General features: G+C 60.2%; 13 protein-coding genes. 11 read left to right on the plus strand and 2 right to left on the minus strand.

Annotation, left to right across the window (positions count from 1 at the left end; all coding sequences use genetic code 11):
• Positions 1–113: 113 nt before the first annotated feature.
• Complete coding sequence (locus tag KGB21_RS15760) at positions 114–1,118, plus strand: FecR family protein (RefSeq protein ID WP_223505647.1); 1,005 nt, start codon at positions 114–116, stop codon at positions 1,116–1,118.
• Between the two features lie 54 nt (positions 1,119–1,172).
• Here the strand turns inward: KGB21_RS15760 and KGB21_RS15765 are convergent, their stop codons facing one another.
• Complete coding sequence (locus tag KGB21_RS15765) at positions 1,173–3,518, minus strand: acylase (protein WP_223505649.1); 2,346 nt, start codon at positions 3,516–3,518, stop codon at positions 1,173–1,175.
• 247 nt (positions 3,519–3,765) lie between these two features.
• Here KGB21_RS15765 and KGB21_RS15770 point away from each other — a divergent pair, with 247 nt between their 5' ends.
• On the plus strand, positions 3,766–4,137 hold the full coding sequence (locus KGB21_RS15770; RefSeq protein WP_034146627.1) for a fe2+ zn2+ uptake regulation protein: 372 nt from the start codon (positions 3,766–3,768) through the stop codon (positions 4,135–4,137).
• A gap of 18 nt (positions 4,138–4,155) precedes the next feature.
• On the opposite strand, the gene KGB21_RS15775 is transcribed toward KGB21_RS15770, so the two are convergent.
• Positions 4,156–4,344, minus strand: coding sequence for a hypothetical protein (locus tag KGB21_RS15775; RefSeq protein ID WP_034146628.1), 189 nt, complete (start codon positions 4,342–4,344; stop codon positions 4,156–4,158).
• 393 nt (positions 4,345–4,737) lie between these two features.
• Between KGB21_RS15775 and KGB21_RS15780 the strand changes: the two genes are divergently transcribed.
• From KGB21_RS15780 to KGB21_RS15820, 9 genes are all read left to right on the plus strand, one after another.
• Entirely contained in the window at positions 4,738–5,184 is a 447-nt protein-coding gene (locus KGB21_RS15780; RefSeq protein ID WP_223505651.1) for a DUF411 domain-containing protein, read from the plus strand.
• Positions 5,184–5,618: a YqaA family protein gene (locus KGB21_RS15785; RefSeq protein WP_223505729.1), complete on the plus strand. Its 435-nt coding sequence runs from the start codon at positions 5,184–5,186 to the stop codon at positions 5,616–5,618. The genes KGB21_RS15780 and KGB21_RS15785 overlap by 1 nt, the downstream gene beginning before the upstream one ends.
• Before the next feature lie 83 nt (positions 5,619–5,701).
• On the plus strand, positions 5,702–6,724 hold the full coding sequence (locus tag KGB21_RS15790) for an alpha/beta fold hydrolase (RefSeq protein ID WP_223505653.1): 1,023 nt from the start codon (positions 5,702–5,704) through the stop codon (positions 6,722–6,724).
• Between the two features lie 13 nt (positions 6,725–6,737).
• On the plus strand, positions 6,738–7,688 hold the full coding sequence (locus KGB21_RS15795; RefSeq protein WP_223505655.1) for a D-2-hydroxyacid dehydrogenase family protein: 951 nt from the start codon (positions 6,738–6,740) through the stop codon (positions 7,686–7,688).
• A 576-nt stretch (positions 7,689–8,264) separates the two neighbouring features.
• Positions 8,265–9,851 carry a glycogen synthase GlgA gene (glgA, locus tag KGB21_RS15800; protein WP_223505657.1) on the plus strand — a complete coding sequence of 529 codons (1,587 nt, stop codon included), beginning with the start codon at positions 8,265–8,267 and terminating at the stop codon, positions 9,849–9,851.
• Between the two features lie 12 nt (positions 9,852–9,863).
• Positions 9,864–11,660: a malto-oligosyltrehalose trehalohydrolase gene (gene treZ / locus KGB21_RS15805; RefSeq protein ID WP_223505659.1), complete on the plus strand. Its 1,797-nt coding sequence runs from the start codon at positions 9,864–9,866 to the stop codon at positions 11,658–11,660.
• Positions 11,657–13,735 (plus strand): 4-alpha-glucanotransferase, encoded by a 2,079-nt coding sequence (gene malQ, locus KGB21_RS15810; RefSeq protein WP_223505662.1) that lies wholly within the window; start codon positions 11,657–11,659, stop codon positions 13,733–13,735. The genes treZ and malQ overlap by 4 nt, the downstream gene beginning before the upstream one ends.
• Positions 13,732–16,494, plus strand: coding sequence for a malto-oligosyltrehalose synthase (locus KGB21_RS15815; protein WP_223505664.1), 2,763 nt, complete (start codon positions 13,732–13,734; stop codon positions 16,492–16,494). The genes malQ and KGB21_RS15815 overlap by 4 nt, the downstream gene beginning before the upstream one ends.
• A gap of 31 nt (positions 16,495–16,525) precedes the next feature.
• Positions 16,526–16,846 carry a DUF2934 domain-containing protein gene (locus KGB21_RS15820; protein ID WP_223505666.1) on the plus strand — a complete coding sequence of 107 codons (321 nt, stop codon included), beginning with the start codon at positions 16,526–16,528 and terminating at the stop codon, positions 16,844–16,846.
• Positions 16,847–16,871: the final 25 nt, after the last annotated feature.

Here is a 16,871-nt window from a genome sequence, read left to right on the forward strand (position 1 = left end):
CTGTGTTTTCAACGTTTAAAATTAAAAAAATACACTTTGATGGGTAATTGCCATGACCGATGTTCTCCCCGCCTTCTCGCAAAGGTTAGAATGCGCGAAACCAGGATGAGTCAATGACCGACAATTCTCTCTCGCAAGCCGAATATGACGCTATCACCGATGCCGCCGCGCACTGGTGCATGCGTCTGCACGCCGAAGATTGCACCGAGCAGGAGCGCCTGGCGTTCGAACAGTGGCTGGATGCTCACCCGCTTCATGCGTTCGAATACGAGGCCATGCTGGAAATCTGGGAGGTCGCGGGGGATTTGCCACGCCCGGAAACAACGGTCGTGCCGATGGTCCGCGCCAAACTCCAGACGCCTTGGCGCACCTTCGGCATGGCCGCCGCGGTGTGTGCATTGGCGTTGCCCTTGGCAGCCTACAGCGGCTGGAACCTGGGTTGGTTACCCGACTCGTACCAGCACTTCGAAGCGACCAACAATGTCCGTCAGGTCACCCTGAAGGATGGCACTCAAGTCGAACTGAACCTGGGCAGCGAGCTGACGTACAGCAACTACAAGGATCGGCGTCAGGTCAGCCTGAAAAAGGGTGAGGCGTTTTTCAGCGTCACTCACGACACCAGCCATCCATTCGTCGTCAAAGCGGCCGAAGGCAAAATCCGCGTTACCGGGACCCAATTCAACGTCTGGATGTATGAAGATCAGGTGAAAGTGAACCTGATTGAAGGCTCGGTGCTGGTCAGCAGCAATGATGATTTGCCGGGAGACGGCTTGCGACTAGGCCCGGCGATGCAGGCAAGTTATCGCCATGGCGATTACATTCCGCGCATCAGCCAGACCTACGACAACGACAATTCGCTGGCCTGGCTCAACGGCAAACTGGTGCTCGATGATCTGGCGTTGAACGACGCGCTGCCATTGATCAACCGCTACCTGGAAACCCCGTTGCTGGTCGCCGACAACAGTACCGGCGCGATCCGTATCGGCGGGATCTACAACATCAAGGAACTCAACACCCTGGTAGCGACCCTGCCCAAGGTGCTGCCGGTCTACTTGACCCGCAACAAAGAGGGCAACCCGGTCCTCAACTCTATTCCGATGCAACCCCCGAAAAGCTGAAGGCCGCGACCCTGACGGGGGCGGCCTTCATTCCTTGTTCAAACACAATCGATCTTACTGTGCGGCCACGATCCCGGCCTTCTCATCCTGCTCGCGAATTGTTTGCGCCTGATACTGCGGATCGGACGTGATCTGCTGTTCAGTGAAAGGCAACACACTCAGCTGCTTCTTCGAAAATGCCACAGTCTGATCCCGAGAATACTTCGAGGACGGGTCACTGGACAGCGAGAACGCCAGCAACCCTTTAGCCTGCGGGCCTTTCTCATCGAACGTCACCACTTGCAAATAGCTTGTTCCGCTGACGACTTCGCGCTTGCCGTCGGATCGAGGCACGCTCTGAATCGCGTTGTAGACGCCCAGCGCACCCGGACCACCATGAATCGGGGTTTGCTGACCACCACTGCTGACCACCTGAATATCACCCCAGCGGCTGCTCTTGTTCAGCCCTGATGCATTGACCCGCTCTACCGAGGCCAGCATCGCCTGACGAAGCGCGGTCGCCACTTCCGGACGATCTACCGCGAGGCCACGCGGGGTATGCTGCGGGTCTTGCGGATCAAACGGGACGCGCCAGACGTCGGGCGCCTGCTCCAGTGGTTCCATGACATTCTGGAAGTGCACGAAGCCCAGACCGCTGTCCAGATTCGCCTTGCGATCCCAGGCCTTGAGGCTGGCACACAGCGGCGCCAGGGTTTTCCCATCGCTTCCCAACCCCTTTGCGCAGAATTGCAGCAGATCCGGCATGACTTGCGCCGCCTGATACACCTGATCGTCCATCACCATGTGTTGCAGATCCGCCGCCGCGATCGAGCCAGCCTTGGTCAGCGAGCTCAAACGATCCAGGGCAAAACGCGAGCGCAGGCCCAACGGCTGGCTGTCCTGACTGATCAGCGGCGAGAAACCGGTGAGTGGCTGCGCCGGGTTGGCCATCCACGCCGAATCGTTGGAGTGCTGCACAAAATCCTTGCGCAACAGCTGTGGCAACTTGTCCGCTGCATAAATGCCTTTCTGCGCGGCTTGTGGGTCGATGTCCCAGGCGCAGGCGCTGTTGGAGCCGTCGAGGACGATCATCTGCAAGCCAATTCGCGGATCGCTGCACTGCGCGAGCTTCTCGGCACTGACGTTCGGCACCACCGACAGGTTCATGTACAGCGTTTGCCCCTGATCGTCCGCCGCCAAGGTGTTCACCCACGGGATACCCTGGATTTTGTGCACCGAATCTTGAAATGCCTTGAGGCTGCCGGCGCGATTCATGGCGTACCACTGCTGCAAGACCCGGTCATTGTCCAGGTTGGCGTCGCGCAAGCTGTAGGCAAACTGGTTATCCCAATCCAGTTTTCCGGGCCACTGCACGATCGGGCCGAATTCAGAGCTGTAGACCACATGGGAAACGGCTTTCACCGAACCATCGGGCTGCTTCATATCAACCGTCAGGGTTTGCTTCTGCAGGGGCAAAGACTTGCCATCGAGCACGTAACGGGTCGGATCCTTGGGGTCCAGTTGCAGGCGATAGAGGGTGAAATGCTTGGACGAATCCACGGTGTGCGTCCAGGCCAGGTGCTGGTTGAAGCCAATATTGATCACCGGCAGGCCAGGCAATGCGGCGCCCATCACGTCCAGTTTGCCGGGAATGGTCAGGTGCATCTGATAGAAGCGCATCCCGCCCAGCCACGGAAAGTGCGGGTTGGCGAGCAACATGCCGCGCCCGTTAAAGGAGCGGTCGCTGCCCACCGCCACCGCGTTGCTGCCGCGATCAAGGGCGAAACGTTGCATGCGCGAAGCGGCTGCCTGGAACGTTGATGGCTCGCCAGTGATGCGAGCAACCGCGGCCGGCGGTGTGGCACCCGCCAAGGCTTCGGCGAACTGCCCAACCCCGCCTTCGACCAACAGGCGACGGGTCAGCTTGACCAGATCCGTCGCAGTGATTTCACGCACCCAGTCGCCCTGGCACTGCTGCGGCAAACCCTCGGCCCGACGCTCTGTCAGCAAGCGGTTATAGCCGGCCACGTAGCCTTCAACCAGCTCACGCACTTCGGGGGTTTGCGCTTGCCAGAATGCGTCAACGGCCTGCGGGGTGTTCAACCAATTGAAAAACAGATCGCTGACGCGGTTTTCGCGCTCCTCGACCGTGAACTGGTCCGGGCCGAAAAACCGTGAGCGCTGACCGTTCACCGTAACAATCTCGTTAGCCAACAAACACAGGTTATCCTGAGCGTAGGCATAGCCGATTCCGTAACCGAGCCCGCGTTCGTTTTCGGCACGAATATGCGGCACGCCGAAACTGGTCCGGCGGATATCGGCACTCGCCTGCTCCGGCTGATTGCGCGCATTCGCCGCAAGACTCAGCCCCAGAAACAGACCCGCCAGGCTCATCCTGGTCAATTGGCTGGAAATAATCACACTCGCTCCTGATCGAAAAACGATGGTCACAGTTCTGCGTACTGACACGCACTGCGCATCCTTTTAGGGACGAAGCACACGGAAAAAATTTAGGAGACAGGAGCGCCATCTGCGGCGTCTGACAGGTTGGTCACGCAATGATGACGAAATTTCTACATTTAAATCTTCATGATTTGCGTGGCTCATACGTCTTGTTACGTAAGAGCGCCCAATTTTTTCTGATCAGGCTCGGAAAAGGAGTTTTGCCATGTACAACTCGCAACTGCCAACGGACGGTAGCAACGCGCCAAAGAGCCCTTCCATTGGGGTCGGTGTTTTTGACCAGCGTACCGAGCGCCACGGTAACGAGCGGATCCGCTTCCTGCTCAAAAGCTTTGGCCTGCGAACCAGCCTGATTCGTCTTAAAGTCATCGACGCCTTGCTGACGGCCGCTGAAAGCGACCGCAGCCTGGGCGTGCGCGGCGTGCACACTCAGTTGCTGGAGCTGGATATTCCCCTGTCCTTCCTGAGTGTGCGCGAAGTGCTGAAACGCCTGTGCAGCGAAGGCGTGATTGTCCTCAATCCGGACAAAAGCTACAGCCTCGACCCGCGGGCCGCTGCCATGCTGCAACATCACTGATCAAGCCCTGGCTATTGCTCAGGGCTTGACCTTGCGGCGCATCACGCCATTGACGACGACCACGACCACCGCCACGCCAATGGCGATGTACTGGAACAGTTTTTCGCTGATGACGCCGGCGTTCTGCAAATACGACAGGCCAAACATGATCCCCAGCACCACGAGGGAGATCAGAATCGAGTATTTCAAACGTTGCGACTGGGTCATTAGCATTTCCTGAATGTAAGCCTGAACCTGAATAAATGTACCCGATTGAATGCCAAACCCTGTGGCGAGGGAGCTTGCTCCCGCTGGACTGCGCAGCAGGCCCATTTCTCGGGGCCGCTTCGCTGCCCAGCGGGAGCAAGCTCCCTCGCCACAGGTTGATCAGCGATGCAATCGGAGGCTCATGTTACAGCCGATGAAGCTTTTTGGCTTCACTACGGCAATAGCCCCGCCAAGCTGACAATCTTGTCATGTCCCCCTCATCTGCCTGACAGCTTTGATCTACGATGATAGAGCTGCACGGTTCTGTATCACTTCGAAACACTCCTTGAATGTCTGGCTGGCAAAACCGGTCAGAATGCTTTTTTTCGCCCGCAATCCGAGACCCATTCCGACATGCGAACCTCTCTGCGTCTAGCCGCCCTGAGCGCCCTGTTCATTTCATCCCTGGCCCAGGCCGCCGAGCTGATCCCCATCGAAGTCCACCGCGACGCCAATTGCGGTTGCTGTAAAAAGTGGATCAGCCACCTGGAAGCCAATGGTTTCAAGGTCGAAGACCACGTCGAAACCAACATGAGCGAATTCAAGCAACAACACGGCGTGCCAGCGCGTCTGGCGTCCTGCCATACCGGTTTGATCAACGGTAAATTCGTCGAAGGCCATGTTCCGGCCGATCAGGTATTGGCGCTGAGCAAGCGCAATGACCTGTTGGGCGTCGCCGCTCCAGGCATGCCAATGGGTTCGCCCGGCATGGAAATGGACGGCATGAGCGACGCCTATCAAGTGATCGGCCTGAAAAAGGACGGCACGGATGTCGTGGTGGCGGACTACCCCGCCCTTTGATTTTTGGCGCTTACCTCGGCTTGTTTCTGGCGGCTTTCGGGGCCGCGACCTTGCTGCCTCTGCAATCCGAAGCGGTGCTGGTGGGATTGCTGCTCAGCGGCAAGTATTGGCTGTGGTCGCTGCTGGCGGTGGCGACGCTGGGCAATGTGCTCGGCTCGCTGGTGAACTGGTGGCTGGGGCGCGCCATCGAGCGCTTTCAGGAGCGACGCTGGTTCCCGGTCAGCCCCAAGCATCTTGAAAAAGCCCGGGTTCACTATCAGCGCTATGGGCACTGGTCTTTGCTGCTGAGTTGGCTGCCGGTGATCGGCGATCCGCTGACCGTGGTGGCCGGCGTCATGCGTGAACCGCTGGGGCGCTTCCTGCTGATCGTGACCCTTGCCAAAGGCGCCCGTTATGGCGTGTTGGCCCTGGCGACTCTAGGCTGGATGGGTTGAACCAACCGTTGTTGCGATTGCCTGTTTAATGTCGCCCTAATCATGCCGATCCAGCATCGACGGATTTTCAACGGAGTTCACCTATGCACCCTACCCTTTCCCGCTGGCTGCCTGGACTGCTGCTGACCGCTGCGCTGCCGGCCATCGCCGCCGAGGGCCCGGCCTATGGTCCGGAGCTGCAAGGCTTCGAATATCCCTACACGGTCAAGCATTTCGCCTTTGAGTCCCAAGGCAAATCCCTGCAAATGGGTTACATGGACGTTGCCGCCCATGGCAAGGCGAACGGGCGCAGCGTGGTGCTGATGCACGGCAAGAACTTCTGCGGTGCTACCTGGGAAACCTCGATCAAAGCCTTGAGCGACGCCGGTTACCGGGTCATTGCTCCGGACCAGATCGGTTTCTGCACCTCCAGCAAACCGGACCACTATCAGTACACCTTCCAGCAACTGGCGAGTAACACCCAGCAACTGCTCAAAGCCTTGGGCATCCAGAAGGCCAGCCTTCTCGGGCACTCAACCGGCGGCATGCTTGCCACCCGTTATGCGCTGCAATACCCCGATCAGGTCGAGCAACTGGCCTTGGTCAACCCCATCGGCCTGGAAGACTGGAAAGCCCTCGGCGTGCCCTACCGAAGCGTCGATCAATGGTACGAACGTGAACTCAAGCTCAGCGCCGACGGCATCCGCACTTATGAACGCAACACTTATTACGGCGGCCGCTGGAAGCCTGAATTCGATCGCTGGGTAGACATGCTCGCGGGTCTGAACAAAGGCCCGGGGCATACACAAGTCGCGTGGAACTCGGCGCTGATCTACGACATGATCTTTACCCAACCGGTTTTTTACGAATTCCAGAACCTGAAAATGCCAACGCTGTTGCTGATCGGCACGTCCGACACTACCGCTATCGGCAGTGATATCGCATCGTCCGAGGTCAAGGCGAAAATCGGCCATTACGACGTACTCGGCAAACAAGTGGCGAAACTGATTCCCCAGTCGACGCTGGTCGAATTCCCCGGCATGGGCCACGCGCCGCAGATGGAAGAGCCAGCGGAGTTTCACAAGGCGTTGCTTGACTGGCTGAACAAAACCAATCCCGTGCATTAATGAGGTAAGGCTGATGGCGGTGCAGATCGCAGTAATTGACGATTGGCAGGATGTGGCGCGTAACGTGGTCGACTGGTCGCAGCTGGATGACATCGGCCAGGTGACTTTCGTCCATGACTACCCCGCCGACAACGAAACCCTGGCCCAGCGCCTCGGGGCCTTCGAAGTGATCTGCGTAATGCGCGAGCGCACCCGGTTCGATGCGGACCTGCTGGGCCGCTTGCCGAACCTCAAGCTGCTGCTGACCGGCGGCATGCGCAACGCTGCACTGGACCTCAAAGCCGCCGCGCTGGGCATTCAGGTGTGCGGTACCGACAGCTATAAACACGCCGCCCCGGAACTGACCTGGGCCCTGATCATGGCCGCCACCCGCAACCTCGTGGCGCAAGCCAACGCCTTGCGCGCAGGTGTCTGGCAACAAGGGCTGGGGGGCGACTTGCATGGCAAGACCCTAGCGATCCTCGGCCTGGGCAGCATCGGCCAGCGTGTCGCGCAATTTGGCCAGGTGTTCGGCATGCGCGTGATCGCCTGGAGCGAAAACCTCACGGCTGAACGGGCGGCCGAGTTCGGGGTGACTTATGTCAGCAAGCAGGAACTGTTCGAACAGGCCGATGTGTTGTCGGTGCACCTAGTGCTCAGCGACCGCTCCCGTGGGCTGGTTGATGCCGAGGCACTGGGCTGGATGAAGCCCACGGCGCTGCTGGTCAACACCGCCCGGGGTCCGATTGTCGATGAAGCGGCGTTGATCAAGGCATTGCAGAAACGACGCTTGGCGGGCGCGGCGCTGGATGTGTTCGATGTCGAGCCGTTACCGCCCCACCATCCATTCCGCACGCTGGAGAACGTGCTGGCCACGCCGCACGTCGGGTATGTCAGCCAGCAGAACTATCACTTGTTCTTCTCTCAAATGATTGAGGACATTCAGGCCTGGTCCGCCGGGCAGCCGATCCGTCTGCTGACCTGACACCGCGTTACCGTTCATCGCGAGCAGGCTCGCTCCTGCAAGGTTTTGCAATCCCGCTGTAGGAGCGAGCCTGCTCGCGAAGAGGCCCGAACATACACCACACCTCTTGATTTCTTGCACCGCAACGGTGCATTACAACTGTTCACCCACGCACACTGATGTGACAGTTCTGCCTCTTTTTCAGCCATTTTCATAAAAAAAACTGCACTTCGTCGGTGCGATTGCCCTCCAATCCGGCACGTCCGTACCTCGTTAAACCGATTGTCGAACAATTTTGCCATCCGAGCTTTACCGCTCTAACTTCTGGCCTAGACTCAGTTTCGCGGGGTAAAACCGGCTGGTCACAAAGTGGAAAAATAATCGAAACTTTTGCTCCGCGTGATCGGTCGACTGAAAGGCAGGTGTGTTGCGACTGGTGCAATCTTTGCAATGGCTCATCCACCCAATCTGCTTCAGCGCATTTGGGCAGCGCTTTGCTCACCGATGCGTAGCGCTTTTGCGCCCGGCCACAGGAATTGGCCACGAAACACCGTTTGCCAGACCTAAAGAATTAGATCAACAACACGGGAGATTCATATGACCAGTGCGGCTTTAGATATTCAGGGAGAGCGTGCTCATCAACATGTCGGCGAATCGAGCGTCGTCAGTGCTCCCACTGCCCAATCGGTCAGCGTTCCCGTCACCAAGACGCTGACACCGGTTGCCAGTCAGAATCCCAACAAGAAAAAAGTGTTGTTTGTGACCTCGGAGATTGCCGATCTGGTGAAAACCGGCGGCCTGGGCGACGTCTCCGCCGCGCTGCCACGGGCCATGGCGCACCTGCATGATGTGCGGGTGCTGATCCCCGGTTATCCGCAAGTGATGCACAGCGAAAACCCGATTCATATCATCGGCGAACTCGGCGGCCACGCCGCGCTGCCTCCGTGCAAGATCGGGCGCATGGACATGCCTGATGGTCTGGTTATTTACGTGTTGATCTGCCCTGAACTCTACGAGCGTGAAGGTTCGCCCTACGGCGCCAACAACGGTCGCGACTGGCCGGACAACCATATTCGTTTCGCCCGCCTGGGCCTGGCAGCCGCCGACATCGCCGCCAACCTCGCACAAATTCACTGGTGCCCGGATCTGGTGCACGCCCATGACTGGCCGGCCGGTCTGGCGCCCGCCTACATGCACTGGCGTGGTCAGCGCACTCCGACGCTGTTCACCATTCATAACCTGGCGTATCAGGGCGTAACCAGCCTGGGCTCGTGCCCGGAACTGGGCATCCCCCATCACGCGTTGCAACAGGAAGGCATGGAGTTCTACGGCAAGATGTCGTTCCTCAAGGCCGGCATGGCCTATTCGAGCCACATCACCACCGTCAGCGCGACCTACGCCCAGGAAATTACCACCCCGGATTTCGGCTGCGGTCTCGACGGTTTCCTCGCCGCCAAGACCCAGCAAGGCCTGCTCAGCGGCATTCCCAACGGTATTGATGAAAGCTGGGACGCCGCCACCGATCCGCACCTTTTCTGCCCATTCAAAATTGGCGATTGGGACGGCAAAGCGGTCAACGCCGCCCATGTGCGGGAGCTGTTCGGCCTGGAAGACTCCGAAGGCCCGCTGTTCGCCGTGGTCTCCCGACTGGTCTATCAGAAAGGCCTCGACCTGACCGAAGCGGTGTCCGAGTACATCGTCAACAACGGTGGCCAGATCGCCATCATTGGCCGTGGCGAACCGGAAGAAGAACAGGCCATGCGCGAACTGGCCCTGCGTTTCCCCGGGCAGATCGGAGTGCGCATCGGCTTCAATGAAACCGACGCCCGGCGCATGTTTGCCGGTAGCGATTTCCTGCTGATGCCTTCGCGTTACGAGCCCTGTGGCCTGAGCCAGATGTACGCCCAGCGTTTCGGTTCGTTGCCAGTGGCACGCAATACCGGGGGCCTGGCCGACACCATTGAAAACGGCGTGACCGGTTTCCTGTTCGATGAATCCACGGTGGAGAGTTATCAGGAAGCCCTGAGCCGCGCATTCAAAGTCTTCGCCTTCCCTGGCCTGCTGCATGCCATGCGCTGCCGGGCGATGGCGGCGCCGTTCAACTGGTGCCAGGCGGTCGAACCCTACGCCGAACTCTATGAACAACTGGTGGCCAAGGCCTTGGGGAAATCGCACAAACAATAAGAGGTTTTTGAAATGCCGTTACGGACCCTTGAGACCTGGCCCCACGGCGCAACCAAACTGGACGCAGAACAAACGCAATTTGCGTTGTGGGCGCCCGATGCGTTTTACGTCAGTGTCGAACTGGAAAATGGACAATCCTTGCCATTGCTGCCTCAGGCCGATGGCTGGTTCGTGATCAACACCCGCTGCCCGGCGGGTACGCGATACCGCTACAACATCGACGGCGAACTGGAGGTGCCCGACCCGGCCTCACGCGCCCAGGACGGTGACATCGGCCAACACAGCTTGGTGGTCGATCCACTGGCCTATCAATGGCAACACAGTACGTGGCTGGGACGTCCCTGGAACGAAGCGGTGATTTACGAATTGCACGTCGGTGCGCTCGGTGGCTTTGAGGCCGTCGAGCAGCAGTTGGCGCGTCTCGTCGAGTTGGGTGTCACCGCGATCGAACTGATGCCTATCGCGCAATTTCCCGGTAACCGCAATTGGGGCTATGACGGCGTTCTGCCCTATGCACCCCAGGCGTCCTACGGTTCGCCCGAACAACTCAAGCACCTGATCGACACCGCCCACGGCCATGGCCTGGCGGTGATTCTCGACGTGGTCTACAACCACTTCGGCCCGGACGGCAACTACCTGCACCGCTACGCCAAAGGTTTCTTCCGCGAGGACAAGCACACGCCGTGGGGCGCCGCCATCGACTTCCGCCGGCGCGAGGTGCGGGACTTCTTTATCGACAGCGCCTTGATGTGGGTGCTGGAGTACCGGTTTGACGGCTTGCGCCTCGACGCGGTGCACGCCATCGAAGACCCGGACTTTCTCCAGGAGTTGGCAAAACGGGTACGGCAGCAAATCGACCCGTCGCGACACGTCTGGCTGATGTTGGAAAATGAAAAGAACCAGGCCAGCCTGCTGGAACAAGGTTACGACGCCCAGTGGAACGACGACGGCCACAACGCCTTGCACGTGCTGTTGACCGGCGAAACCGACGCCTACTACGCCGACTACGCGCAAAACCCCACCGAACAACTGGCACGCTGCCTGAGCCAGGGCTTCGTGTTCCAGGGCCACATCAATCGTCACGGTGAATCCCGCGGCGAGCCCAGCGGACATTTGCCACCCAGCGCGTTCGTGCTGTTTTTGCAGAACCACGACCAGATCGGCAATCGCGCCTTTGGCGAGCGCCTGCATCAACTGGCCCATCCGGATGCGTTAACCGCCGCCACCGCGTTGCTGCTGCTGTCGCCGATGATTCCGTTGATGTTCATGGGTGACGAGTTTGCCGCCGAGCAACCGTTTCTGTTTTTCACCAGTCACCACGGTGAACTGGCGGAACTGGTACGCGAAGGACGGCGCAACGAGTTTGCTGCGTTCAGCGCGTTTGCCGATCCGCATAAACGCGAACAGATCCCTGACCCCAACGCGCAACAGACCTTCGAAGCGTCTCGACCCGAGCTCAAGCCAACCCACCCATCGAGCCCGCATGATCTGTATCGCCGTCTGCTGCAACTTCGCCGCGAGCACATCGTTGCACATCTGCCCGGAGCCTATGCATTGGGGGCCGAAGTGTTGGCCAAAGGCGCAGTCAGCGCACGCTGGCGACTGGGCGATGGCAGTCAGCTGCGCATTGACCTGAACCTCAGCGACACGCCCGTGGTCCACACCCCACAGGCCGACGCTAAGCTGTTGTTTGAACACCCGGCGCAGTCAGCCGGCCTGTTGGAACAGGGCACGCTTGCCCCGTATTGCGCGCTAGTCAGCCTCACGGCCGCAGCCCCTTTGCTACCCCCGGATGGAGAGCGCCAATGAGTGATGCGCAACTGGAAATACTGGCCAGCCGAGCTGGTTTGGCGGTGGACTGGATCGACGCCAACGGCCGGCCGCAGAAAGTCGCTCCATCAGTGTTACGCGCGGTCCTGACCGGCCTCGGCCACCCAGCCGGCAGCGCCCAGGAAATCGACGCCAGCCTGCTCGAATTGCAAGCGGTGCAACAAACCCGACACCTGCCGCCATTGATCACCGCCGATTTTGGCGTCGGTCTGAATCTGGCGCACTTCTTCGAGCCGCTGACACCGTGCGAAATCCACCTCGAAGATGGCGCGCGGCTCAGCCTCAAACTGGATGCCGAGGCCGTATTGCCAGGGCTGATTCCGGTCGGCTATCAACACGTCAACATCGACGGCCAAAGCTTCACCCTGGCCGTGGCGCCCGCCCGCTGCTACAGCGTCGGCGATGCGGTGGACAGCCCGATCCCGCGCACCTGGGGCTTGAGCGTGCAGCTGTACTCACTGCGCCGTCCCGGTGATGGCGGTTTCGGCGATACCCAAGCCCTGGAAGACCTGGCTCGAGTGGCGGGCGAACGCGGTGCCGAAGCGCTGGCGATCAGCCCACTGCACGCCATGTTTGCCAACGATACGCACCGCTACAGCCCCTATTCGCCGTCCAGCCGTCTGTTTCTCAACAGCCTGTATTGCGCGCCGGGGGCGATACTCGGTGAGCGCGCGATGCGTACCGCCATCGACGCCACGGGCCTGGCCGCTGAACTCAAGCATCTTGAAGAACAGCCCCTGATCGATTGGCCTACCGCCGCCGAAGCCAAGCACCGACTACTGCAAGCGCTGTACGAAGGTTTCGTTCAGGGCGAACACCCGCTGCACGCCGACTTCAGCAGCTTTCGTCACGCCGGCGGTGAAGCGCTGGAAAACCACTGCCGCTTCGAAGCCATTCAGGAAACCCGCGCCGCGCAAGGCCTAAGCCTTGACTGGCGCGAATGGCCCGAACAGTGGCGAAACCCGCGCAGCGCCGCCCTCGCCGAGTTCGCCGAAGAGAACGCCGGACGCATCGGCTTCTTCGCCTTTTGCCAGTGGCTGATCACCCGATGCCTGGAGCGTGCGCAAGCCGCCGCCCGCAGCAGCGGCATGGGCATAGGCCTGATCGCCGACCTGGCCGTCGGTGCCGATGGCGGTGGCAGCCAGGCCTGGAGTCGTCAGGACGAATTGCTCGCCGCCCTCACCGTCGGTGCGCCACCGGATATTCTCAACCGCACCGGGCAGGGTTGGGGGATTTCCGCGTTCTCCCCCGAAGGTCTGGTGCGCAACGGTTTCCGCGCGTTCATCGAAATGCTCCGCGCCAACTTCGCCCACGCCGGTGGCCTGCGGATCGATCATGTCATGGGCCTGCAGCGCCTGTGGGTGATCCCCAACGGTGCACCGCCCGCCGATGGCGCCTATCTGTATTACCCGCTGGATGACCTGCTGCGATTACTGACCCTGGAGTCCCATCGCCATCAGGCCATCGTCCTCGGCGAAGACCTCGGTACGGTGCCGGACGGACTGCGGGAAAAACTCATTGCCCGTTCGATCCTCGGCATGCGGGTGTTGCTGTTTGAACAGGACAACACCCATTTCAAACCGATCCTCGATTGGCCGGACAACGCACTCGCCACCACCAGCACCCACGACTTGCCCACCCTCAATGGTTGGTGGCATGGCCGCGATATCGACTGGAATGCGCGCCTCAGCCTGATTGATGCCAACGGTGAAATCGAATGGCGCCAGCACCGCGAACGCGAGCGCGAAGGACTGCGCCGGACGTTGAGTGAGGACCCGCAAAACTTTCGCGAAGAGTCCCATGAGACTGACCAGATCCTCGACGCCAGCGTGCGTTTCCTCGGCCATACCCGCGCGCCGCTGGTGCTGCTGCCGCTGGAGGATGCGTTGGGCGTAGAACAACAGGCCAACCTGCCGGGCACCATCGATACTCACCCCAATTGGTCCCGACGTTTGCCCGGCAACAGCGAAGCCCTGCTCGATGATCCGGACGCCGCCCGGCGCCTGGAACTGCTCGCCTGTGCGCGGCTTCAGGCGGCCGAGCGTGACCAATGAATCCAGTCATGACCCAGCCGCTACGGGCCACCCTGCGCCTGCAATTTCATAAAGATTTCACCCTCGACGATGCCGTGCCGCTGGTGCCGTACTTCGCTCGTCTGGGCATCAGTCACGTCTACGCTTCGCCACTGCTGAGCGCTCGCGCCGGCTCCATGCACGGCTATGACGTGGTGGACCCGACCACGGTCAACCCGGAACTCGGCGGCGAGGCAGCGTTGCGCCGTTTGGTCAGTGCGCTGCGCGAGCAGAACATGGGGCTGATCCTCGACATCGTCTCCAACCACATGGCGGTCGGCGGTAACGACAATCCGTGGTGGCTGGACTTGCTGGAATGGGGGCGCCTGAGCCCGTACAGCGAGTTCTTCGATATTCAGTGGCACTCACCCGACCCGTTGATGGAGGGACAGTTGCTGTTGCCGTTCCTTGGCAGTGACTACGGCATCGCCCTGCAGGACGGCACCCTGAAGCTGCGCTTCGATGAGCGCGGCGCGTTTTACGTCGAGCATTACGATCATCACTTTCCCATTTGCCCCAGCGATTACGGCGAGCTGCTCAAGGCCGAAGCCGAGCCGCTCAAATTGCTCGCGGACCGCTTCAGTACGCTGAGTTACCAGACCGACGCCCACAACCTGGCGATTGCGTTAAAAGATGAATTACGCGAACTGGCCAGCCACCCCGCGGTTCTGCAAGGCATCGAGCACAACCTGACAGCCTACGACTCGCTGACCAGCGAAGGCTTCCAACGGCTGCACAACCTGCTGGAGCGACAAAGTTATCGTCTGGCCAGTTGGCGCACCGCCGCGGATGACATCAACTGGCGGCGGTTTTTCGATGTCAACGAACTGGGCGGTTTGCGCGTAGAGCGCCCCGCCGTGTTCGAGGCCACCCACGCGAAGATTTTCCAGTTGGTGGCTGAAGGGTTGATCGACGGCTTGCGCATCGACCACATCGACGGCCTCGCCGACCCGCGAGGCTACTGCCGCAAATTGCGGCGTCGGGTCGACAGCCTGGCACCGGGTCGGCACCTGCCGATCTACGTCGAAAAAATCCTCGGCGAAGGCGAAACCCTGCACCGCGACTGGTCGGTTGACGGCAGCACCGGCTACGAATTCATGAATCAGTTGTCGCTGCTGCAGCACGATCCTGAGGGCCAGCAAAACCTGAGTGAAGTCTGGCAGCGCTACAGCGAACGCCCGGCCGACTTCCGCCAGGAAGCGCAACTGGCGCGGCAGCAGATCCTCAATGGCTCGCTCGCCGGGGATTTCGAAAGCGTCGCGCAAGCCTTGTTGCAAGTAGCGCGGGATGACCTGATGACCCGTGACCTGACGCTCGGCGCGATCCGTCGAGCGTTGCAGGAACTGATCGTGCATTTCTCGGTGTATCGCACCTACATCAGCGCCCTTGGGCGTTCAGAACAGGACGAAGTGTTTTTCCAGCAAGCCATGGACGGCGCCCGGCAAACCCTCGGCGAAGCTGATTGGCCGGTGCTCGATTGCCTGGCCAATTGGTTGGGTGGCGAGCCTTGGCGCAAACGTCCTGCCGGTCGCCTGCGCAAGCGGCTCAAACATGCCTGCGTGCGCTTTCAACAACTGACTTCACCGGCCGCCGCGAAGGCTGTGGAAGACACCGCGTTCTATCGCTCGGCGGTGTTGCTGTCACGCAATGATGTCGGTTTCAGCACCGAGCAATTCAGTGCGCCAGTATCTGATTTCCATGAGGCCAACCTCCAGCGCCTGGAACTGTTCCCGGACAACCTGCTCGCCACCGCGACCCACGATCACAAGCGCGGCGAGGACACGCGCGCGCGCCTGGCCATCTTGAGTGAGCGCAGCAAATGGTGCGTCGAACAGATCGGCCTCTGGCGCGCCCTCGCCCGTCCGTTGCGCGACGATGACCAGATGCCGTCAGCCGGCGACGAGTTGATTCTCTATCAAGCGTTGCTCGGCAGTTGGCCGCTGGACCTGCGTCCCGATGATCAGCCGGCGCTTGAGGCCTATGCCCAACGCATCAGCCTATGGCAACGCAAAGCCCTGCGCGAAGCCAAGTTGCAGAGCAGCTGGAGCGCACCGAACGATGCTTACGAACAAGCGACCGAACGCTTCACCCAGCGCCTGCTGCTGAGCCCTGAAGGTGATCTGTTGCGCACTGCCCTGGCCAAGGTAGCCCGGACGATTGCCGTACCCGGCGCCCTCAATGGATTGGCGCAAACCTTGCTGCGCATGACCGTGCCGGGGGTGCCGGACCTCTATCAGGGCAACGACTTCTGGGACTTCACCCTGGTCGATCCGGACAACCGCCGCCCGGTGGATTACGCCAGCCGCCAACAGGCCTTGCAGCAAACGCTGGACCTGCCTGATTTGTTGGAGCACTGGCGCGACGGGCGCATCAAGCAAACCTTGATTGCGCAGACGTTAAACACACGTGCCGAGCACGCCGAGTTGTTTCGACGTGGGTCTTACCAGGCCCTCGTCGTCATCGGCAGCCAGGCACATCGGGTACTGGGTTTCGTGCGCGAATGGGAGGGAAAGCGCGCCATCGTCATCGTGCCGATCCATTGCGCGACGCTGCTGGAAAACAGTGCCGTGCCACACGTGGACGCGCCGCAGTGGGGCGATACCCGGGTCAATTTGCCGTTCATGAGCGCAGACGAAAATCTGAAGGGACTTTTTTCCAGCGTCACAGTCACAGAACACAGGGAGCTGATGATCAGCGCCGCGCTGGGGGATTTCCCGGTCAATCTCTTTATCCAAAACTAGCGACACTTGAGTTCAGTTCAGGAGCATTGCGATGAGTACCGACGATAAACGCATCCGCGAGTTTGCCTATCAGATCTGGGAGTCAGAAGGAAAACCCGAAGGTCAGGAAGCCCGCCACTGGGAGATGGCGCGCAAACTGGCTGAAGCTGAAGCCCTGGCGCCGAAAAAACCGGCGAAAGCCCCGACCGGCAAACCAGCCGTCAGCAAGACCGCCAACGGCAAGGCAGGCGAGATCAAAGTGGCCACGCCAAAGGCCAAAGCCAAACCGGCCGCGGCTTCGTCCGTCATTCCTCCCGGGGAAAAAGCCGCCGAGAAAAAGCCCCGCGCTGCGCGAAAACCGCCTGCGGTCTGACTTTTTCCAACTGTTGTTTTTACGC

The organism is Pseudomonas sp. GL-RE-29, assembly GCF_019947275.1.
In the GTDB taxonomy this organism is placed as follows: Bacteria; Pseudomonadota; Gammaproteobacteria; order Pseudomonadales; family Pseudomonadaceae; genus Aquipseudomonas; species Aquipseudomonas fluorescens_A.